Genomic DNA, 20864 nt, shown 5'->3' on the forward strand with positions numbered 1-20864 from the left:
AGGAGCGAAGCTCCGCAAGGGCAACCATCTTGCGCAGCGGTATCGCTGCTCACCGCAAAACTCGTCAACCACCAGCAACATATTTAATCAATCGCAGAAACAATACCTTGTAGAAGTAGTCCTGCCTCAAACAGTTGCGGATGACGTTTCCGAGTAGCAAATTTCATCAAGAGTTTTTATCGAACTCAGGTTAATATTTAGCCTTCACTGTGAAAGTGGAGCTTCTGACGGTTTAGTGGTTTTATTGCGTCTAAACAATATATTGTGAATGTCATCAATAAAGGTATATACCACAGGAATAACCAACAAGGAGAGGAAAGTACTGGTGATCAGCCCCCCAATCACAGAAATTGCCATTGGTGCTCTAAAGCTTGGATCAGTACCAATCCCCAACGCAATCGGCAACATTCCTGCACCCATTGCTAAAGTCGTCATAATAATAGGTCGCGCACGTTTATGACAGGCATCGAGCAGTGCATTGATACGGGAATATTGTCGTTCACTCCGTGCGATAATGGCATAATCCACCAACAAGATTGAGTTCTTACTGGCAATACCCATCAACATAATCAAGCCGATCAGACTTGGCATGGAAAAACTGCTCTTTGCCAAAAGCAGCAATACAAATGCCCCCCCCAGAGATAAAGGTAAAGCAACCAAAATGGTGATGGGTTGTAAGAAGTCTTTAAACAATAATACCAACACCACGTAGATACAGAGTACACCCGTCAACATGGCGAGGCCAAAGCTCTCAAATAGCTGTTGCATCACATCCGCATCACCAAGGTTGGTACGCTTTACTGAAGGTGGCAAGTTTTTAATGGTTGGAAGTTGATCTACTGCATTGGCAACATCACCTAAAGGTTGATCATTGAGTTCGATATTAAAATTGATATTACGCAATCGATTAAAGCGGTCGATTTGTGAAGGTCCACTTTCAATATTAACCTGAGCAATCGTCCCTAACATCACAGGACCTTTACTGCCAGTAATCATCAAGCGCTTAATCAGGTCTTGATCTTGGCGTGCAGATAAAGGCAGTTTGATCACAATGGGAATTTGTCGTTGTGACAGATTTAATTTTGCCAAGTTCTGATCAAAATCACCCGCAGTGGCAATACGAACAGTTTCAGCAATATTTTGAGTGGTGACGCCTAAATCCGCAGCTTTTGCAAAATCAGGGCGAATCACTAATTCTGGACGAATTAATGCAGCACTTGATGTAATACTGCCAATATTAGGTATGGTGCGAATCTCACGTTCGACTTGACGTGCTGTGCTGATGAGAACATCAGGATCATCCCCTGAAAGTGCAATTTGATATTGACTGTTATTACCTGCAATACCGACTTGAATACGTGCGCCTGGAAGTGGTGCCAAGCGTTGGCGTATATCATTTTCAATTTTTTGTAAGCTGACAGAGCGGTCTGAGCGGTCGGTGACTTGAATGGTTAAGGTGGCTTTTCTCGGTTCACTGGAAGCGCCACCAGCAAATGGATCGGTTCCTGAAGATCCACCGCCAATTGTGGTGTATACACTTTTAATTTCAGGATGATCTTTGATTAAATTGCGTGCATATTCAGCTGCTTTCAAACTATCAGGAAACTGAGAGCCAGGTGGTAACTCTACTCGTACTTGGGTTTGTCCAGTATCTGGTGGTGGCACAAAACCCGTTGGTAGGAGTGGAATCAGCATAATTGAGCCGACAAAAAATAAAATAGCGCTGCCCAATGTGATCCAACGGTGGTTTAAACACCATGTGACCATTCGCATATACGCTCGCATGACACGACCATCTTTTGCACGATCATGTGCTAACTCAAGATCCCCATGATCATTGGGATGTTGTATTTGATTTTCTTGTACCTGTGGCGTTTCTATTTTACCGATCCACGGTTTGAGAATATACGCTGACATCATTGGTGTGAGCAAGCGCGCCACTAAAAGTGAGGCAAAAATTGCTAATGAAGCAGTCCAACCAAATTGAACAAAGAATTTACCTGCAATACCACTCATAAATGCTGTCGGTAAAAATACTGCAATCAGAGTAAATGTTGTGGCAATGACGGCTAAACCAATTTCATCTGCTGCCTCCATTGCAGCTTCATAGGGTGTTTTACCCATCCTGAGATGCCGGATGATATTTTCAATTTCAACAATAGCATCATCGACCAAAATACCGACGACCAATGACATTGCTAAAAGCGTGACAGTATTTAAGGTGAAACCGAGATAGTACATCCCGATCAAAGCAGGTAAGATCGATAAGGGCAGTGCTGTTGCGGCAATGATGGTTGCTCGCCAATCCCGTAAAAACAGCCAGACCACTAAAATGGCGAGAATTGCACCCTCATACAAGAGCGACATCGAGCCTTTATAGTTATCGACCACAGGATTTACAAAGTTAAATGCTTCGGTGATTTTGATATCTGGATGAGCTTTTTTTAATTGATCCAATGCTACTTTGACGCCTGTTTCAACCTCAACCTCGCTTGCACCTTTACTCCGTGTAATTTCGAATCCAATAACAGGGTGACCATTTAATAAAGCTGCAGAACGTCGTTCAGCAATGCCATCACGTACAGTAGCAACCTGATCAAGACGGATATGTCTGCCATCGCTCAGTGCGATATCCATAGTACCAATTTCAGCAGCAGTTTTAACGGTTGCAATGGTACGGATGGACTGTTCACTGCCTCCGATTTTGGTTTGACCACCTGAAGCTTCTTGCTGAATCAGTCTTAATTGACGGGTAATGTCTGTTGCTGTCGCGTTAAGTGCTAAAAGTTTTTCAGGGTCGAGTTCAACTTCGACTTGACGAGTAACCCCTCCAACCCGAGAAACAGCGCCAACCCCTTTGACTTTTAACATGGCACGGGCAATATCGTAATCGACAAACCAAGATAGTGTTTCTTCATCCATTCGAGGAGATTGAATGGTGTAGGTCAGGATCGGTGAGCCAGATAAATTGATTTTGCTGACAATGGGGTCACGTAAATCCGCTGGTAAGTCTGAACGCACTTGCGAAACGGCATTGCGGACATCATCGACAGCTTCTTGCAACGGTTTTTCTAGCTGAAACTCGGCAGTAATAACCACCACACCATCTTGAATATTGGTATATTGATTTTTAAGCCCTTGTAGAGTAGCAATTGAATTTTCAATTTTACGTGCTACTTCTGTTTCAAGTTGAGGTGGGGCAGCGCCGGGTAGAGCCGCCGTAACAGTGACCATCGGCAACTCAATATCAGGGAATTGTTGTATTTTCATCCAATGAAAACACATTAAACCCGCCAATCCGAGCATAATGAAAAGTAAAATGCCAGGAATTGGATTTTTAATTGACCAAGCGGAGAAATTCATATTATTTCTCCTGTGGAGCCACAAGTTGTTTTGTTAACGGGGTATCTGGAATGGTTTGACCCAGTTTGACCAAATCCCCATCTGCCAAGAAACCTGTTCCTGAGGCTACAATTCGAGTATTGGCAGGTAAATCAAGAATTTCTACTCGATCATTCAAACGTCTACCAATGCTGACTTTTTGTTGAGAGACACGATTATCTTTATTCACTATAAATACATAAGAGAAACCATCACGTAACAAGACTGCGGTTTGTGGTACGGTTAAAGCGGGTTTTTGACCTAAATCAAATTCGCCCTTTACAAACATGCCCATACGAACTGCGTCAGTGGTTGGTATATCGACATAGACCAAACCATAGCGTGTTTGTGGGTCGATCACAGGTGCAATCATTCTTACTGTCCCTTGAACAGCAGATCGAGAAGGATCAGGCGAGGTAATTTGGGCTGTCATACCTTTCGCTAGTTTATATAAATCAGTGGAGGTAACTTCAGCACGCCATTCCAAACGATTATCACGAATTAAGCGAAACAACTCTTGACCAGTTTGTGCTAAAGAACCCACAGTCGCAGTACGTGCAGAGATTACGCCGTGATCAGGAGCAATGACTTGGGTTTGTGTTAAGCGGAGTTGATTGCTATCAATTTGTGCCTTCGCAGCATCCAGACGAGCTTGAGCTGTATTCCGTGAAGTCAGATATTGAGTAGCTTCCTGTTGAGAAATTGCGCCAGTATTTTTAAGTTGTTGGATACGTTGATTATTGAGAATTGCATCTGCAAGTACGGCTTTTGCTTCAGCATAATTGGCTTTTGCTGTAGCTAGTTCAGCACGAATACTTTCGCTATTGATTTCAGCAAGTACTTGCCCACGTTGAACTGAATCACCAACATTGACATTGACTTTGGTTATGCGCTGTCCAGACAGTTCACTACCGATGACGACTTCTTGCCAAGCAGCAATATTTCCATTGGCGGTAAAGTTTTGTTTCCAATTTTGAAGCTCAGGCTGTACCACTGTAACGGTGAGAGAGGGTTTGGTATTCGACGAGGGTGTATCTACATTTTGTGAAGAAACTTGTTTTTTATTTGAAAATTTCCATGCAAAGAAAATCACCACTAAAACAATAACAATCACTGCAACAACGATCCAGATTTTTGAATTTATGCGTTTTTTTTGCATTGGGTCATGCGATTTCATTTTAGTTTTTTAAATAGGTAAAGATAGTGCAGTATCTCTAAACGATCTAGGTTTGGTCAAGCTTTGAGTGGGTTGTATCTGTGATATTTTTCAAATTTAAATGTGTATTTTTTTATCTTGAACATACTCGGGATTGGAATATTTAAAGTTTGATAAAAGAACGTGAAGCTGCATTTTGCTATGCTGAAATTATTTCTATGTTTTTAATATGAAAATAGGATATGTTGACACTTTGAGATTAAAAATAGTGAAGCAGTAAAATTAAATTACCCATGAAAGTAGCACTTTGAATGATACGAAGAATAAGGCTCTTAGATGAGTGCTAATTTATGTAAGATCCATTACATTAAAGGGTGACTGATTTATGTAGTCTGTACCTTATAAAACGTTTACCACTTATGATAATTTCTCTATCAATCACAAAGCCTAGTAAAAAAATTCCTTTCAACTTTGTCCTTGTTGGAGGTAATAGAATTGTGATTGACTCAAAACCCATTTCAGTAAAAGCTCGTTTAATAATTTCATTAAAAATTTGTTTACCTAATCCCCAATACTGAGGATGTAGTACTAAAGCTAAGTCTGCATCGCCGTCTTCATACTGCATACCGCCCCAACCAGCAAATTTTCCATCTACAATAAAAGCCCATGGACCATAACCATATTCAATCCATTGCTGTTCTTTTTCTTTAACCCAAGCAATACATTTTTCTTCATCAAAAATAACCCCATTTGCTAAAGGCATCTGTTTGAGTACACGTTCATTTGTATTTAGCTCAATAATATCTTGGTTGCTAATATTTTTTAAACGATCAAACTTAATATTCAATTTATATTCCTTTATTGAGAGTGTAGGGGTTTATACATGAAAGCCCTTTAGAGAGCTTTTTAAAACCAAACTATAATTAAATTTATGGAGAAGTATCAGAATTGACTTTCGCATGGCACCCCATCTCCATCACCGTCCATTTTTGTTCCTGGGCAATTATTTATAAAAAAAACTGCTTCGTCATATGATTTCATCTCACTACAGTAAACACGTCCATCACAACGATATTGTGGAACTGAATTAGTTGCGGTAGATGAAATTTTTTCAACAGGAACAACAGCTTGTCTTTTTAAAGATTCTCTTTTATATATCCCTGATAAAAATGGAATTAAGACAGCAAGAAATACCAAGAATATAAATACACCAATAAAAATTTCAAGTAAATTGAGGCTCTTTTCCTGTGGTTTTCTCTTCTTATATTGCGACCGAATTTGGCGCTTACTATAACTTGGACTTTGTTTATCTTCGATCTTAAAATCTAAACGAATAATATTTTCAGCTTTTATTCTTCCGTTTTCACTCACAATTCGAAATTTTAATTTTTCTCCGATTCTTGGAGGGAATTGCTTATAAGGAAAATCACTGATATGAAAAAATAAATCTTTCTCATGATCTTCAAGTTGGATGAAGCCATAACCTTTATTTTCATTGTAGACCTTAATTTGTCCCTCTTTAAACATATGATTCTGCAACATTGATTTTTAGGTAAATATGGTGAGCAAAGATATCATTTTTAAATGAAAAATTGAATGTCTGAGTTTATAATTGAAATAAAATAAGCCTCATATAAACTTTTAAATTCAACTATATCGAAAGTTTAATTAAGATAAGTACTGTTTTAATCAACACTTTTATAAAACTTAATTAACCCTTTGATTTAAATGAAGAGTACCTAATTAGAGGAGCACTTTATATGTAAAGAGATTTTTTACTTAGTAATTTAAGAAAATCAAACTATCTTACAGTGGCGTTTATTGCTTGATTTTATAAAAGCCAAGAAATATTATATCTGGCTAGATGCTTAAGCTAACTATTTTAATGAATTCTAAAATCTAAATTTTGTAAAACACTCATTATTTTCAATAGCTCAGCTTTTAGTATAAAGTTCGTTTTTTGAAGGGTGATATAAAAGATTTTATGTTAAATATGGTATTTCCTATCTTATTAAAAATTTGAATTTAGAGATTGGGGTGAGGTTTGGTAATTTAAAATGACGTGGACAACTTTATTAGTTTTTATTCCAGCATGTTTTGCTTTAAATATGATCCCAGGCTCTAACAATATGTTATCAGTTCATAATGCTGTTCATTATGGGTTTAGCTCTTCCTTCGTCGGAGGAATCGGTCGTTTATTTGCATTCGTGATAATGATATTTTTAGCATCTGCAGGCTTGGCGACAATTATTACAACATCAAAGATCTTATTTCTTTTTATTAAAGTATTAGGTGCATTGTACTTAATATATTTAGCTATCCAATTGTGGCGTATTGAACCTGAAGAACATGTTATACATGGTGAAAAATCTTTAGTGAAAAAGCCTAGTAAGCTTTCACTTATGCGACATGAGTTTATTGTTGCTGGTGGTAATCCAAAGGCAATTTTAATTTTTACAGCATTTTTACCTCAATTTGTATCTTCTAGTGAGCCTGTTGGTGAACAGTTTTTAATACTTGGAGTTGTTTTTATTATTTTAGAAATAGTAGCGATAAGTATTTATGCATTTTTAGGATTAAATCTCCAAAAGTTACTTTCAACCAGGACTGCAAAAAAAATGTTTAATAGAATTTGTAGTGGGATGCTTGGAATAGCAGGATTTGCACTTTTATTGAGTAAAAAAATGCATAGCCGTCAAATCTTTTTTTTAACAATATTTAATTAATAAGCTAAATGTAGCTTAGGATCTGTTGATATTTAGTATTGATAACTTAACCTACAAGAGCCATCAATATACAGGCGAATACAACAGAAATTTTATAGTTCCGTTTAAACTTCTCATATCGAGTGGCTATTCCTCTATATTGCTTTAATCTACAAACATATTTTCTACAAAGTGCTTGATTTTATATAAATACCAGTAGGTGATTGGACAACGCTTGATCTTGGTGCAACATATAAAACTAAACTGAGTCAAACTCCGACTACGTTTAACTTCCGTGTGAATAATGTGTTTGATAAAAATGATTGGTCATCTGTTGGCTTATATGACAACATCAAGAGTACGTCAAATACCAACAATGGATATTTGGTTGCAGGGCAACCTCGAACATTCATGCTAAGTGCTGTTTTTGATTTTTAATAACAATCATAAAAATGCCCCATGATTGGGGCATTTTTATTGTGGTTTACAAAATTGCTTTTAGACGTTGTATCACTTGTTCACATTGTGCAATATCTGCAACCAGTGCCATACGGACATGACCTTCACCCGGATTACCTTGTGCAGTATCACGCGAGAGGTAGCGACCAGGTAAAACTTTAATATTGGCTTTTTCCATGAGCATCTTGGCAAAGTTTTCATCATGATCGACTTTTAACCAGTAATAAAAACCAGCGTCTGGTTTTTGTAAAGGTAAAAGATGACCTAATTCATTTTGGAACAACTCAAATTTTGCCCGATATAACTGACGGTTTTCTTCAACATGTGACTCATCGTTCCAAGCAACAATCGAAGCCAATTGATGTTGAACAGGCATTGCAGCGCCGTGATAAGTACGGAATTTTAAATAAGGTTTGAGTAATGCCGCATCGCCAGCCACAAAGCCTGAACGCATACCCGGTAAATTAGAACGCTTAGATAGCGAATGGAATACAATGCAGTTTTTATAATCATCGCGTCCTAACTCAGCACAAACTTCCAGTAAGCCAGTAGGTGCTTCATCAAACCACAACTCTGAATAACATTCATCAGAGGCAATCACAAAACCATATTGATCAGAAAGCGCAATCAGCTTTTTAAATTGGTCTTTTGAAAGGACTGCACCAGTGGGATTGCCAGGAGTGCAAACAAACAAGAGTGCGGTTTTTTCCCAAACTTCTGCAGGGACAGCATCAAAATCACCGAGATAACCATTTTCTTCGGTACAGTTGATAAAGTAGGGCTGAGCACCTGCTAAAAGTGTTGCACCTTCATAAATTTGATAAAACGGATTCGGCATCACCACATAAGGTGCATCATCACGATTAATCAATGCTTGGACAAAGGAAAAAATCCCTTCACGGGTGCCTGTTACAGGAATTACATGATCTTCAGCACTGATACTGTTGAGATGAAAGCGACGACTCAACCATTGTGCAATACTTTCACGTAGTTCAACTAAACCTTTACTATTGGGATAAGTTGAAAGATGCTGAAAATTATCAATGATCGCTTGCTTCACAAACTCAGGTGCAGGATGCTTCGGCTCACCAATAGAAAGTGGAATCAAAGGTAAATCTGCGGGTTTTACATCCTGAAAAAGTTGCGCTAACTTTTCAAATGGATAGGGATGTAATAAAGACAAACTAGCGTTCATGAAACAATTACCACAATAGAATTAAAGATTAATGTTGCCCACAGATTTGATTTGATGCTTCATCCAGTGCCGCTTTTAATTTTGCGGTAAAGACTTCTGCTTCTGTTTCTGTAAGAGGAGTGCCATCTTTTTTAGTGACGAAGAAAATATCTTCTGCTTTTTCGCCAAGTGTAGCAATTCGAGCTGAATGGATATCTAAACCTTGCATCATAAATAAACCACCAACACGTGCAAGTAAACCGGGTTGGTCGAGAGTTGAAATTTCAACCATGTTTTGCTGTAACGCTTCATTGAGTGTTACATCGACTGTATTTTCAATATCAAAATGACGAAGTTGGCGTGGAATGCGACGCTGCATTAGACCGGGGTATTTATCTGATTCAGATAAGGCTTTAATTAAAGCCTGTTTGACCGTGTTTTCACGTTCTGGATCAGTTAATAAAGTACCAAAACGATCTAGAACCACATATGTATCTAAACTAAACGCTTTGGTTGCAGTGATAATACGCGCATCTTGAACGTCAAGATTCATACGATCTAAAATAGCAACAGTGGTTGCAAACAAGTTAGGTTGATCTTGAGTGTAAATAAAGATCTGAACAGCATCCTGTGCTGCTTTTCGATGCGCACGCATGAGCACTAATGGTGCAGGGTTGTCGCCGTGTTGCAAAATGGCGCGGGTATGCCATGCAATTTCATCTGCTGATTCTTTGAGAAAGTACTCGTCTCCCAACTCTTGCCAAACTTTTTCCACTTGATCGAGTGGGAATTCATCCACCAATACTTCACTTGCTGAAAATTTAGTATCCTCAATCAGCATTTGGTAGTCCACTGGACGACCTAAGCCTGAACGAATCACATCACGTGCATGTGTATACAGTTGACGCATTAAAGAAGAGCGCCAAGTGTTCCAAAGTTTTGGATTGGTTGCATTGATATCGGCAACAGTCAGTGTGTAAAGATAATCTAAATGCTCCATATCCCCGAGTTTTTCGGCAAATTCTTTAACTACATCGGGGTCAGAAATATCTTTTTTCTGTGCAGTCATCGACATCAATAAATGATTTTGGATCAGCCAAGCCACCAAATTACATTCACGCTCAGTAAATCCATGTGCCAAACAGAATTCAATCGCATCTTCAGCACCCAGTTCACTGTGGTCACCGCCACGTCCTTTGGCAATATCATGGAATATTGCAGCAAGGAAAACGATATCACGGCGGACTAAACGCTGAAAAACTGAACTTACAACAGGGTAATCTTTGGCAAACTCTGGCTCTTTAAAGCGATTTAAATTACGGATTAACAGTAACGTATGTGCATCGACGGTATAGATATGGAATAAATCATATTGCATTAGCCCCATAATTTGCCCAAATGCAGGAATATAATTGCCCAATACTCCATAACGTTTCATTGCCACCATCGTTTCATATAAACGATAGGGTGAGCGAATAATTGCCATGAACAAAGCTTGATGATTTGGATTATCTCTGAAAGCTTGATCAATTCGTTTTGCGGCTAAAGTCAATAGACGTAAAGTACGTGCACGAATGCCTTCAATTTCAGGACGATTTGCCAAGATATAGAAAATTTCTAAAATAGCACTTGGATTTTCTGAGAATGTTTTATGTTGTTGGACCGCAAGTTTGCCATCCACCAGCTTGAAGTGTTCGTTAATATTTTCAATTTTACGCTCATAGTCTGGTAAGCGTGGTGTAATTACTGACTCATTGAAATATGCCAATAACATTTCATTTAACGTGGAAACCTGTTGAGCTGTCCGATAGTAACGTTTCATGAACTGTTCAATCGGATAGTTTGGATGATGGGCATCCTCTCGTGTATAGCCAAATTTAGCCGCAATATCACGCTGATAATCAAACAATAAACGGTTTTCATCACGCTTGGTTAAACGGTGCAAGTGGTGGCGAATTTCCCATAGAAAATTTTCAGCCTCTTCAAGTACGCCTAACTCAAATTCAGAAATAAAACCTAAATGAACCAAATCGTAAATACGATTTACACGAAAATGACGTTTTGCAATCCACCCAATTTGATTGATGTCTCGAATACCACCCGGCGCATTTTTGATATCGGGTTCTAAGTTACTTTCTGTGTTGTTGTGCTGTGCATAGCGGTGCGCTTGTTCAGCCATTTTTGCATCAAAGAACGTTTTGTCAGTCCAAGTCTGAGAAACAACTCGACGTGGCCATCTCGCTAAATGCTGATTACCAATAATTAAGCGCGCTTCAATAAGAGAAGTGGCTACAGTCAGATCAGTCGTGGCTTGTTCAAAGCAACTGCGGATGGTACGTACACTGATACCTGGTTTGAAATTGCCCACATCCCATAATGTTGAAATAAACTGTGTCACGATCTGCTCTTGTTCAGGGGAAAGGTCTTCCTCCGACAAAATCATGATGTCTACATCAGAGTAGGGCAACATCTCACGTCGACCATAGCCACCTACAGCAAACAAACCTAAATCTGTTTGATCTAAACCCGAATGTTTCCATAAAAACATCAGGGCTTCATCTACGACATTTGAACGAGCACGAACGATTTCACGTATGGTTGTTCCATGATCATAAGCCTCATTTAACTGTTGTTCGACATCACTACGCCATTGATTGATTGCTTTAATGTCGTTGTTGTCGCTTACATATTCCAACAGAGGAGAGGTGTTGATCATGGATATTTTGTCCGCAAATTTATAGGCTATTTGTTTAAATGAACAGTCACTTTTGATGCTGCTTCTTGTGCAAGTTCACGTGCTTGGTCTGTCGTTTCGGCACGGGCAGTTGCAACGCCCATACGACGACGTTTAAATCCTTCAGGTTTACCAAAAAGGCGTAGATCTGTAGCAGGGTTTTGCAAAGCAAGATTTAAGCCAGAGAATGAAAGATTATTCGCATCGGTACCCGCATAGATGACAGCACTTGCGGCAACACTATGGCGTTCGGTATTGACAGGCAAACCTAAAATAGCACGAGCATGCAATTCAAATTCACTTTGGAATTGAGATGCAAGTGTAACTAAACCAGTATCGTGTGGGCGAGGTGACACCTCACTAAACCATACTTTATCGCCTTTTACAAACAGTTCTACCCCAAAAATACCACAACCACCTAAGGCTACAGTGACTTTATTGGCAATACGTTTTGCTTCATTTAAAGCGGCTTCAGTCATGATTTGAGGTTGCCAGCTTTCTACATAATCTCCTGCATCTTGATGATGCCCAATCGGGTCGCAAAAGGAGGTCTCAATTTCGCCCGTTTCAGGGTTTTTCGCACGTACAGTAAGTAAAGTAATTTCAAAATCAAAGTCAATTTGAGATTCGACAATGACCGTACCTTGGTTTACACGACCACCTGTTTGTGCATATTCCCAAGCAGCATCGACTTCAGCATATTCTTTTACTCGAGATTGTCCTTTACCAGAGGAAGACATCACTGGTTTTACAAAGTTCGGATAACCAATATCATCACAAGCAGAACGGAAACTTTCTAAAGTATTTGCAAAACGATAAGCAGAAGTAGGTAAGCCTAATTCTTCCGCAGCCAAACGTCGAATTCCTTCACGATTCATGGTCAGATTTACTGCTTGAGCAGAAGGAATGACAGTGGCAATATTTTGTTGTTCAATTTCCACCAAGACTTGTGTGGCAATCGCTTCAATTTCTGGAACAATCAGATGAGGCTTAACTCTTTCGATTAAAGCTTTAAGTTCATTTGCATCTGCCATATTTAAGGCATAAGAAAAATGAGCAACTTGCATGGCAGGTGCATTTTCGTAGCGGTCTGCCGCATGGACTTCTACACCAAGTCGTTGTAATGAAATCACCACTTCTTTACCCAGTTCACCTGAGCCCAACAATAAAACTTTATACGCAGATGATTGAAGTGGGGTACCAATAGTCACGCTCATGCGATTCTTCCATGCTTGTCTTATGGATTGTTAGCATAGCAGAAGTCAGGCATCTGTTCAGGGTTGATTCACATAAAATAATGATATTGTCTAACAGCTTTTTTTATATAACTGATGTTACGCACTTGATTTAAATTAAGTAGGTGAAAAAGAAAAAGCTAAATTTACACGACGGAGTCTTACATCCAAAGTTTAAATTTATGGAATAGCCTTCGGTTCGAGGTACTTTTGTTTTGGCATGAGGAGCGAAGCTCCGCAAGGGCAATCATCTTGCGCAGCGGTATCGCTGCTCACCGCAGAACTCGTTCACTATCGTCAAAATATTCAAAGTTTCGCAGAAACTTTACTTATTAGAAGGAGTTCTGCCTCAAGCAATTGCGGATGACGTTTTCGTGTATCCACATTCTTCTAGCTCCAAATTTTAATTTTAGAGTTACTGCGTAACATCAGTTATATAAGTTAAGCCACTACTTTTTTAAGTGTTCCAATGCTTTGCATAAAAAATAAATGGCTAAATTGATTTTTTTAATTTTTTCCTGTTTTGAATAAAAAGTATCAATGCAATGATACAAATGAGAATTTCAACAAAAAAAGACCAATGAAAAATAAAGTTGAGCCACCACGGTTGATAACGTGCGCTTACTTCAAAGAAGACGTAGGGCTGGTCAATAAAAGGGGCAAATAGCCAAACATCACCGACAAAAGTATCTAAGAAAATATGTAATAGTGCGGCAGATGCAAAAAGGCTGAACATCCATGCGATTTTAGAGTTGTATTTTGTTTTCACTAAATAAATTAAAGCAATAACAAAAATTGGAATCCAAAAAGAAAACCAATGTAAAAAATATTTGTGGTGATGCACAGAACGGTGGTCAAACAAATAAAAATAAAATAGATCTATATCTGGGAAGATAGCGCCAAGCATAATGATGCTAAAGAATGCTTTGTGGCTGATTTTAGTTTGTTTGAATTTTTGATGAAGAAGTCGGGCAAGAATATAACCCGAAGGTAAGTGTGCAATGAACATAATAGAAATCTTGCGAAATAAGCTTTAGGATGATTTTTTAAATGTGGTTAAGTTTTATCAATCATGAAACATTTACCATAACATAGAAATGATATGTAAAAAGATCAAGTTTGTAATGCCACGCTTAACATCTTAAGTTTAAATTATTTGTTTTACTTAGGCGATGCTTCACTTTGCTCACCTCATTTTTTAACCGTATTCTTGCACTGCAAACAAAGTAGTGCCCTGTTTTTTTTCATATCCTCCATTCGACAATCGCAACATCCATCTCGTGTTACCGTAGAAAGACCACATTTATATTTTATCAATATTTAAAAGTATTGAATGCTCATTTTTTGACTACAGCAGGAAGCCTAATGTGTTTTTATAATGTGCTTTAAACAATGTGATGAAAATTAAGAATGCACAAATTGTTGGTCAAAAAGATTCTTTATTTTAAAAACACCTTACCATTCAATGAAATGATTTCATAATCTAAACGGTGATTTTTAAAGAAGGTTTAGCATGATGAATGTTAAACATAGGTATAGACCAAACCATAGGCGAGTGCTGCAATAAGCGTCGCTAAAACGATTCGTTTAAATTTAAAGTACAACCCTGTCAGTACCACAAAACCGACGAACATCGCAAAACTCTTATTGGGTGTTTCAATTAACGGGGGAAGAGTTGCAACAATCAACATTGAGCTGATCGCTGCAATACCAATACTGCCCAATGCTATTTTTAGCCATGTTGAGCCACGTGACTGTTGATGTTGCTGGCTTTTTTGCAATAAATAAAAGGGACCAAAGCGAGAGGCAAAGTTTGCAATACCTACCAAAATACCGACCAGAATAATATGTAAGTCCATGTTAAATACTCACTTCATCTTTTTGTTTTAAAATGTAATATTTAAATAATCCCGCCAAAATACCTGATGCAATACCGATGAAAATTGCTGCTGACATATTGATAAAATAACACGCCATAGCCGAAACGACTAAAGAGACAATAACCACAAAAGTATGCTTTCTTTCAAAAGCGGCTAATAAAAAGCTCAAGAACAAAGCAGGAAGTAGGAAGTCTAATGCCGCTTGTAAGAACTGAGGCAAATGCGTGACTTGATCAGCAAATAATCCACCTAAAAATGAACCAAGTGCCCATGACATCCAGCTAAATAGGCTGAGTCCTAACATCCATGATTCTGACCACTCTTGACGACGTTGCGACAGTTTGATCATGCCTGCGGCAAATACTTCATCCGTTAGTCCCCAAGCCCAAACTGCGGTCTTTTTTAAGTTTAAACGATCTTGAATGAGGTTTTGTAAGGCTGGACCATAAAGCACATGACGAATATCTAAGGCAATTACGGTGAGTGCGGTCATCCATATGGATGTGCCACTCCCTAATAATGCCACCACCAGAAACTGACTTGCACCAGCATACATGGAGCATGACAAAAAGAGTGCTTCCCACGCACTAAACCCGAATTGAGTTGCCGATACGCCAAAGGCAAAAGAAACAGGAAGGTAGGTAAAAATAATGGCTTGGCTATCTTTCGCGCCTTGCCAAAAGCCAGCGATTTGGACTGGAAGATTGTGCTCGGACACAGGACACCTAAAAACCAGAGTAAAACAAAAGGTAAAATCAAGATTGAGTATTCTACCTGAATTTACTAGCATAGGAGTGAAATGTTTATTTAGGCGTGACTTTATGTTCGCAAATCAGTCGAAATTATTATTGAGTATGACCTTGATTTTAGGTGTTTTAGGTTTACAAGCATGTGGTAATTCATCTTCTGAACCTCAGCAAAAGGTCGAAATCAAAGCTGCGCCAAAACTTACCAATGACGCAACCACATATGCTCATGCAGCTTGGACGTTAATTAACCAAGTTGAACCTTATGTTTATCGAAAACAATTAAATCTAATAGAAGACAATGTGCGAAAACCGATTCGTAAGTTGAGTACGGATTGGCGAATTAATGTCAAAATGACTGACTCTGTGACTGAAGGAAAATATGCTTTATGTCGTAAAGCCATGACCAGCTTAGACAATTGGGCGCGTTCGACGCTTGAGAAAGATGGTGAAATGCAGAAAAATCAGGCGCAATATGAGCGTGATAAAGCACAGTGTAAAGATGCAATTGATAACCCTAGTTTAGGAAATACCAAGGCGAATAATAATATTTTCTAATCAAGTATGTAAAAATGGCGCAGATGAAGCGCCATTTTTATGGTTTAACTTGATTGTGTTGCGACAATCAAGGTTTTAAAGGATTGGTTGACGCTGTTTTAACCGCTTTGTCTTTAGTCGTTGCCGCTTTTGCAGCTGTATCAGCTTTTGCCTTTGTTGCTGCATCAGTCTTCACTTTTGTAGCAGTTTCTGCTTTTGCCTTGGTTGCAGCAGTTTCTGTTTTTACCGCAGCTTTGGCATCTTTTGGTTTTGCTTCAACTGCTTTGGTGGTATCTGCTTTTGCTTTCGTTGCAGTAGTCGATGCTTTAGATGCTGTTTGCGCTGCAGGGTTGGCAGCTACACATTTTCCGCCTTTATGATTCGGACCAGTTCCACCGACTAATGTTGTACCTTTAGGGCATGCAAAAGCAGAAGCGCTAAGCACTGTGAATAGACCCGCCGTGAGAAGAGTTGTGATTTTTTTCATTTATTTCAACTTTTATTGAGATGGCATTAGCGCCTGAATAAAATATAAATCTATTTTTTCATAAGTAGAATACACAAATTGTATATTTTATTTATAAAATGATTATATATTCCAGTTATTTAAGCTTGTTTTAATCTTTACTGAAAAATACCACGCAGTTATTTTAATGTGAAGATTCATTGATTGAATGGGCAATAGCGTGTAACTGATTGATATCTAAAATTTCTATTTTTTTAAAAGCAATTTTTAGAATACCTTGTTGTTCCAGTAAGTGTAATTCTTGATTGATGGTTTGTCTTGAACATTTCAACATGAGTGCCAATTGATCTTGGGACAAATGAATCGTGTTCTTTTCAATGTATGCATGGTTTCCATAACCATTCAAAATAAACATTAAGCGTTGCGCCAAACGCTGTTGTATATGTTGTGTTTGAATCGAAATCAGTTCTAAGAAAGCAAAACGAAGTTTTTGACTGGTGAGTTGCGCGATATGGAACCAGTATTGGGGATGTTGAGCTAGAAAGTCATTCATAATCAAGTTAGGGATATGCAAAATCACACATTTACCAACAGCAATTGCATCATGTGAACGTGGCTGCTGGTCTACTAAAGATATTTCTCCAAACCACATGATTGGTTCTACGATTGCAGCAACAGATTCATTGCCTTCAATATCGATATAACCTAAGCGCACCCGACCATCTAAAACAGCATAAATGCCATTAAACGTATCTCCAGATCTAAAAATTGCCTGATCTCGCTCAAATGTTTGATAATTTGAATGTTGTTGGATAAATTGCTGGAATGGTGCAGGTAATTGAGCGTACCAGATATTTTTATTTAATAATTCAAGATCTGTTAAGTTCAGCACAAAAGTTCCTTTTTTTATTTTGCTACGCGTTTATATGATATTTCAGTTGTATCACACCATATTGGACCAATCATCACAGTTTTAGTGATCAAGTCAGTCATATCGTGCATCATGGTCTGCTATGACTCAATAACATGATTTTGCATATATCAGCATCGTAAAAATTCCAATCCATTTGCTCTGTTCTATATGGAGATATTAAATCGCAACGCTTACGCATCGTTGTTTTGCCATCATACTAAAAACTATTCATTTGTCAGCTAGCCGACAACTTTTATTTGCAAGATTTTATATAGTGGATAAAAGTAATAAACAAGGACGCTGAAAATGACTCGATTAGAACAATTGCTTAGCCAATACGCAGCCTATCATTTGGATCAAAAAAATGTGTTAACTCATTTTATTGGTATTCCAATGATCGTATTTTCCATCATGTGTTTAACTGCAAGAGCAGGCGTGATGTTATCTGGTTTTGAAATCACATTGGCTTTAGTGCTGTTGATCTTAAGTGTGATCTATTATTTAAGGCTAGATAAGTCATTGGGCTTTTTGATGTTACTGATTTACGCGATTGCCTATCCATTTGCCTATAAAATTGCTCAATTGAATATGAGTACATGGCTTGCGATTAGTATTGGTTGCTTTGTGGTGGGATGGGTGTTCCAGTTCATTGGGCATTTTTATGAAAAGAAAAAACCAGCTTTTGTGGATGATCTTGTAGGTTTAGCGATTGGTCCATTATTTGTACTTGCTGAATTTGTGTTTTTGCTTGGTTTTCGTAAAGACCTGCAAACCAAAATGTTGGCAGAAGCGAGAAAACAACGGAGTGCAATGGATCAAAAATCATTACAGACACTCCATGCAAAATAAACTCAGCATGTGAGTTAAATCAACCCTCTTTGAGTGAGTGATTCACTGAAAGAGGGAAGTAGATAAATTTTTATACAAGATAATCTTTGATCAAGATCACCAAACCAAAAAAAAGTATGGCGCAGCCAATATAGAATTTTATTTTTTTAATTACTGAATTATGAGGCATTGGCATGAGCATTGGATCTATATAATATTTCATTTAATCGCTTCTAAATAACGACGATTCACTTCTTCCCAATTGACGACATTGAAAAATGCTGCAATATATTCAGGACGACGATTCTGGTATTTTAAATAGTAGGCATGCTCCCACACATCAAGCCCTAACACTGGAATATTGCCATTCATCAGCGGAGAGTCTTGGTTCGCACTGCTTTCAACAATCACTTTTTTTTCAGGCGTGACGCTTAACCATGCCCAACCACTACCAAATCGTGTTAACGCTGCTTTGGTAAATGCTTCTTTGAATTTTTCAAAACCACCAATATCTTTTTCAATCGCCTCAGCAATTTCTTTGATCGGTTCACCACCACCTTGTGGGCTCATCACTGTCCAGAATAATGAATGATTGGCATGACCACCTGCATTATTAATGACATTGTTTTTTAACTCAGCAGGAACTTCATTTACTTTTGAAACCAATGCTTCAACAGATAACTTTTCCCATTCTGTGCCTTCGATCGCTGCATTAATATTATTGATATAGGTTTGATGATGCTTGGTATGGTGGATTTCCATTGTTTGAGTATCAATATTGGGTTCAAGTGCATCATAAGCATAAGGCAGTTGTGGAAGAGAGTAAGCCATGAAACAATCCTGTTTAGTTAAGCATAATACTAATGTTAATAATTATCATTATTATATAGGATTTAAAAAAGTGCAACCAGCAATACTCGATTATTGCGGGCTTATTTTCAAAATACGAACAAAGCAATAGGCGAAAAATTCAAAAAGTGGAATGGGGAGTTACAATCATGAAAAATGTGAAAGTTGTTACAAGTTTAAAATTTTTTAAATAAAAGGCTTTTATTGTTAAGTAAATATTGATAAAAGAGTAATTAAATCCATATTGTAACGATAGTAGAGATGGCTAAAAAGTATAAACTTTATCCAATAAAAACCATTAAAGATTGGGAAAATGAAGATTGGGATGTCTATGAAGAGCGGAAGTCTCTTTCAGGTATTATGATTTACCGAGGCTGGCCATACTCGTTGACACCTAGAGATGGCATTGGGGGTGTGTTATCACATATTCTAAGCCCTGAAATTGCAGAATTTCTTAAAGTACATTCGATTACGGAGAGTGAACAGCAACTTGGTTTAAATAACGGTATTGTTGCTAAATTCAGAAGAAAGCTTGGTATTCAAAACAAGTTTATATATCGAAATGATCAATGGATCCTTGAGCATAAAGATGAGCTTTTATATGACAGTCATCAAACACTCAAAGAGAAGTATGGTTTAAATCGGAATCAAGTTTACCAACATAAAGAATGGTTGTCAGAGTTAATTGATATACCTAAAAACAAAAAAATGAGAAAAACTTCAGCAGATGATCTGCAAGAACAATGGTTCCAAAAGCATAAAGCGCAAATGACTGAAATGGATATAGAAGAGATAACTTTAAAGTTTAATGTCAGCCATTTTATCGCAACAAAAACCTATAATCGTATTCGTCAAGAACTTGGAGAGTTAACTTTTTCAGCACAATTTCAGCAAAACAAGAAGGATAAATATCAATGGTTGTTAGATCACCAAGACGAATTATTAAATTCGGGCAAAACAGTTGCAGAACTGGCTGAGCAATTTCAAAAGACCAATGGGCAAATTTTAAGAGCGAAAGCCAGACTAAGAGAAATTTTAAAAATACAAAAAGTACAAGATCAAAATCGCGAATGGTTGCTGTCAAATCAAGAGATTTTATTTCATTCAAAACTAAGCAAAGAAGAAACTGCAAAAAGATTAAGCATCGAAACTAGTCAGGTTTATAGAAGAAGAGGAAAGCTGAAAAAACTGCTCAATATCCCACATCATAACGATCTAGTTCAGGCTTGGCGTTTAGAGAATCAAGAGGTATTACTTTCTTTGCATTTGTCGATTTCTGAAATTGCTAAAATACTGAATCGGAAAGAAGGATATATTGTCAGAAATAGAGAGATTCTTCGAAAATGTCTCAATATTTCACTCAAGGATCAAATAAAAGCATGGGTGCTAGAGCACCAAAATGATTTAGAAAATTTAACGGTGGATCAACTTCAAAAAAAATATGGCATTGGGAAACATAGAATTCAAAAGTATCGAAAACTTTTAATTGAACTAAAATAAAATGAGAGACAATTAGGGGCTTAGTCAAATAACGCTAGGGCTTGTACCACAAATGATTTCCAATTTTTGATAGATCGTTTTTATATTCTCTAAAGTGGCTGCAAAGCAGTGAACCCTATGTATTTAATTATGATAATTAAGTACATATGTTTAAAACATAAAATTTTGTTTTTTGTAGTTTTTTTATTATTTAAATCAATAGTTTAAAAGGGTGTGTTTGTGCACCAACAACGATAATCAATAATAACTATCATTATTATTTGAGTGAATTTAAATTTTGTGTTAAGTTTTTCTACATTAA

General features: G+C 37.6%; 17 protein-coding genes and 2 pseudogenes. 5 read left to right on the forward strand and 14 right to left on the reverse strand.

Annotation, left to right across the window (positions count from 1 at the left end; translation table 11 throughout):
• Positions 1-204: 204 nt before the first annotated feature.
• The 4 genes from I9192_RS09625 to I9192_RS09640 form a co-directional block, all read right to left on the reverse strand.
• Positions 205-3363, reverse strand: a complete 3159-nt coding sequence (locus I9192_RS09625; protein ID WP_005029386.1) for an efflux RND transporter permease subunit — start codon at positions 3361-3363, stop codon at positions 205-207.
• Between the two features lies 1 nt (position 3364).
• Positions 3365-4540 carry an efflux RND transporter periplasmic adaptor subunit gene (locus I9192_RS09630; protein ID WP_370469245.1) on the reverse strand — a complete coding sequence of 392 codons (1176 nt, stop codon included), beginning with the start codon at positions 4538-4540 and terminating at the stop codon, positions 3365-3367.
• Positions 4541-4904: 364 nt separating this feature from the next.
• Complete coding sequence (locus I9192_RS09635; RefSeq protein ID WP_004831073.1) at positions 4905-5384, reverse strand: GNAT family N-acetyltransferase; 480 nt, start codon at positions 5382-5384, stop codon at positions 4905-4907.
• A gap of 95 nt (positions 5385-5479) precedes the next feature.
• A complete protein-coding gene (locus tag I9192_RS09640; RefSeq protein ID WP_010591448.1) occupies positions 5480-6064 on the reverse strand; it encodes a cold shock domain-containing protein in 585 nt (194 codons plus the stop codon).
• A gap of 530 nt (positions 6065-6594) precedes the next feature.
• Between I9192_RS09640 and I9192_RS09645 the strand changes: the two genes are divergently transcribed.
• The gene (locus I9192_RS09645; protein ID WP_200150357.1) at positions 6595-7263 is read left to right on the forward strand and encodes a LysE family translocator; all 669 of its coding nucleotides are present in this window, start codon (positions 6595-6597) and stop codon (positions 7261-7263) included.
• A gap of 46 nt (positions 7264-7309) precedes the next feature.
• Here the strand turns inward: I9192_RS09645 and I9192_RS09650 are convergent.
• Positions 7310-7458: pseudogene (locus I9192_RS09650) on the reverse strand (IS5/IS1182 family transposase); the annotation flags it as partial.
• On the opposite strand from I9192_RS09650, the pseudogene I9192_RS09655 reads away from it, so the two are divergent.
• A pseudogene (locus I9192_RS09655) lies at positions 7453-7680 on the forward strand (TonB-dependent siderophore receptor); the annotation flags it as partial. The pseudogenes I9192_RS09650 and I9192_RS09655 overlap by 6 nt on opposite strands.
• A 46-nt stretch (positions 7681-7726) precedes the next feature.
• On the opposite strand, the gene dapC reads toward I9192_RS09655, so the two are convergent.
• The 6 genes from dapC to I9192_RS09685 all read right to left on the reverse strand — a co-directional run bounded on the left by dapC (position 7727) and on the right by I9192_RS09685 (position 15442).
• Positions 7727-8896, reverse strand: a complete 1170-nt coding sequence (dapC, locus tag I9192_RS09660) for a succinyldiaminopimelate transaminase (RefSeq protein WP_005029377.1) — start codon at positions 8894-8896, stop codon at positions 7727-7729.
• 28 nt (positions 8897-8924) lie between these two features.
• Positions 8925-11591, reverse strand: coding sequence for a [protein-PII] uridylyltransferase (glnD, locus tag I9192_RS09665; protein ID WP_004831069.1), 2667 nt, complete (start codon positions 11589-11591; stop codon positions 8925-8927).
• 26 nt (positions 11592-11617) lie between these two features.
• The gene (purT, locus tag I9192_RS09670) at positions 11618-12826 is read right to left on the reverse strand and encodes a formate-dependent phosphoribosylglycinamide formyltransferase (RefSeq protein WP_005029375.1); all 1209 of its coding nucleotides are present in this window, start codon (positions 12824-12826) and stop codon (positions 11618-11620) included.
• A 511-nt stretch (positions 12827-13337) separates the two neighbouring features.
• Positions 13338-13853 (reverse strand): metal-dependent hydrolase, encoded by a 516-nt coding sequence (locus I9192_RS09675; RefSeq protein WP_005029373.1) that lies wholly within the window; start codon positions 13851-13853, stop codon positions 13338-13340.
• Between the two features lie 514 nt (positions 13854-14367).
• On the reverse strand, positions 14368-14703 hold the full coding sequence (gene ygaH / locus I9192_RS09680) for an L-valine transporter subunit YgaH (protein WP_004831065.1): 336 nt from the start codon (positions 14701-14703) through the stop codon (positions 14368-14370).
• 1 nt (position 14704) lies between these two features.
• Complete coding sequence (locus I9192_RS09685; protein WP_005029370.1) at positions 14705-15442, reverse strand: AzlC family ABC transporter permease; 738 nt, start codon at positions 15440-15442, stop codon at positions 14705-14707.
• Positions 15443-15545: 103 nt separating this feature from the next.
• Here I9192_RS09685 and I9192_RS09690 point away from each other — a divergent pair, with 103 nt between their 5' ends.
• The gene (locus I9192_RS09690; protein ID WP_005029367.1) at positions 15546-16028 is read left to right on the forward strand and encodes a hypothetical protein; all 483 of its coding nucleotides are present in this window, start codon (positions 15546-15548) and stop codon (positions 16026-16028) included.
• A gap of 67 nt (positions 16029-16095) precedes the next feature.
• On the opposite strand, the gene I9192_RS09695 is transcribed toward I9192_RS09690, so the two are convergent.
• Together I9192_RS09695 and I9192_RS09700 are read right to left on the reverse strand one after the other, a co-directional pair.
• Entirely contained in the window at positions 16096-16494 is a 399-nt protein-coding gene (locus I9192_RS09695; RefSeq protein WP_005029365.1) for a hypothetical protein, read from the reverse strand.
• 163 nt (positions 16495-16657) lie between these two features.
• Positions 16658-17365 (reverse strand): Crp/Fnr family transcriptional regulator, encoded by a 708-nt coding sequence (locus I9192_RS09700; RefSeq protein WP_005029363.1) that lies wholly within the window; start codon positions 17363-17365, stop codon positions 16658-16660.
• A gap of 327 nt (positions 17366-17692) precedes the next feature.
• Between I9192_RS09700 and I9192_RS09705 the strand changes: the two genes are divergently transcribed.
• A complete protein-coding gene (locus I9192_RS09705) occupies positions 17693-18235 on the forward strand; it encodes an Mpo1 family 2-hydroxy fatty acid dioxygenase (RefSeq protein WP_005029361.1) in 543 nt (180 codons plus the stop codon).
• 198 nt (positions 18236-18433) lie between these two features.
• Here the strand turns inward: I9192_RS09705 and I9192_RS09710 are convergent, their stop codons facing one another.
• A complete protein-coding gene (locus I9192_RS09710) occupies positions 18434-19045 on the reverse strand; it encodes a superoxide dismutase (RefSeq protein WP_005029359.1) in 612 nt (203 codons plus the stop codon).
• Between the two features lie 279 nt (positions 19046-19324).
• On the opposite strand from I9192_RS09710, the gene I9192_RS09715 reads away from it, so the two are divergent.
• Positions 19325-20563, forward strand: coding sequence for a hypothetical protein (locus tag I9192_RS09715; RefSeq protein ID WP_005029357.1), 1239 nt, complete (start codon positions 19325-19327; stop codon positions 20561-20563).
• Positions 20564-20864 lie beyond the last annotated feature (301 nt).

Origin of the sequence: Acinetobacter bereziniae, assembly GCF_016576965.1 — a bacterium.
In the GTDB taxonomy this organism is placed as follows: Bacteria; Pseudomonadota; Gammaproteobacteria; order Pseudomonadales; family Moraxellaceae; genus Acinetobacter; species Acinetobacter bereziniae.

Excerpts from the sequence above, each read along its gene's own strand:
- I9192_RS09625 (WP_005029386.1), bottom strand. The coding sequence starts at position 3,363 with ATGAATTTCTCCGCTTGGTCAATTAAAAATCCAATTCCTGGCATTTTA.
- I9192_RS09630 (WP_370469245.1), bottom strand. The coding sequence starts at position 4,540 with ATGCAAAAAAAACGCATAAATTCAAAAATCTGGATCGTTGTTGCAGTG.
- I9192_RS09640 (WP_010591448.1), bottom strand. The coding sequence starts at position 6,064 with ATGTTTAAAGAGGGACAAATTAAGGTCTACAATGAAAATAAAGGTTAT.
- I9192_RS09645 (WP_200150357.1), top strand. The coding sequence starts at position 6,595 with ATGACGTGGACAACTTTATTAGTTTTTATTCCAGCATGTTTTGCTTTA.
- dapC (WP_005029377.1), bottom strand. The coding sequence starts at position 8,896 with ATGAACGCTAGTTTGTCTTTATTACATCCCTATCCATTTGAAAAGTTA.
- glnD (WP_004831069.1), bottom strand. The coding sequence starts at position 11,591 with ATGATCAACACCTCTCCTCTGTTGGAATATGTAAGCGACAACAACGAC.
- purT (WP_005029375.1), bottom strand. The coding sequence starts at position 12,826 with ATGAGCGTGACTATTGGTACCCCACTTCAATCATCTGCGTATAAAGTT.
- I9192_RS09675 (WP_005029373.1), bottom strand. The coding sequence starts at position 13,853 with ATGTTCATTGCACACTTACCTTCGGGTTATATTCTTGCCCGACTTCTT.
- ygaH (WP_004831065.1), bottom strand. The coding sequence starts at position 14,703 with ATGGACTTACATATTATTCTGGTCGGTATTTTGGTAGGTATTGCAAAC.
- I9192_RS09690 (WP_005029367.1), top strand. The coding sequence starts at position 15,546 with ATGTTCGCAAATCAGTCGAAATTATTATTGAGTATGACCTTGATTTTA.
- I9192_RS09695 (WP_005029365.1), bottom strand. The coding sequence starts at position 16,494 with ATGAAAAAAATCACAACTCTTCTCACGGCGGGTCTATTCACAGTGCTT.
- I9192_RS09705 (WP_005029361.1), top strand. The coding sequence starts at position 17,693 with ATGACTCGATTAGAACAATTGCTTAGCCAATACGCAGCCTATCATTTG.
- I9192_RS09710 (WP_005029359.1), bottom strand. The coding sequence starts at position 19,045 with ATGGCTTACTCTCTTCCACAACTGCCTTATGCTTATGATGCACTTGAA.
- I9192_RS09715 (WP_005029357.1), top strand. The coding sequence starts at position 19,325 with ATGGCTAAAAAGTATAAACTTTATCCAATAAAAACCATTAAAGATTGG.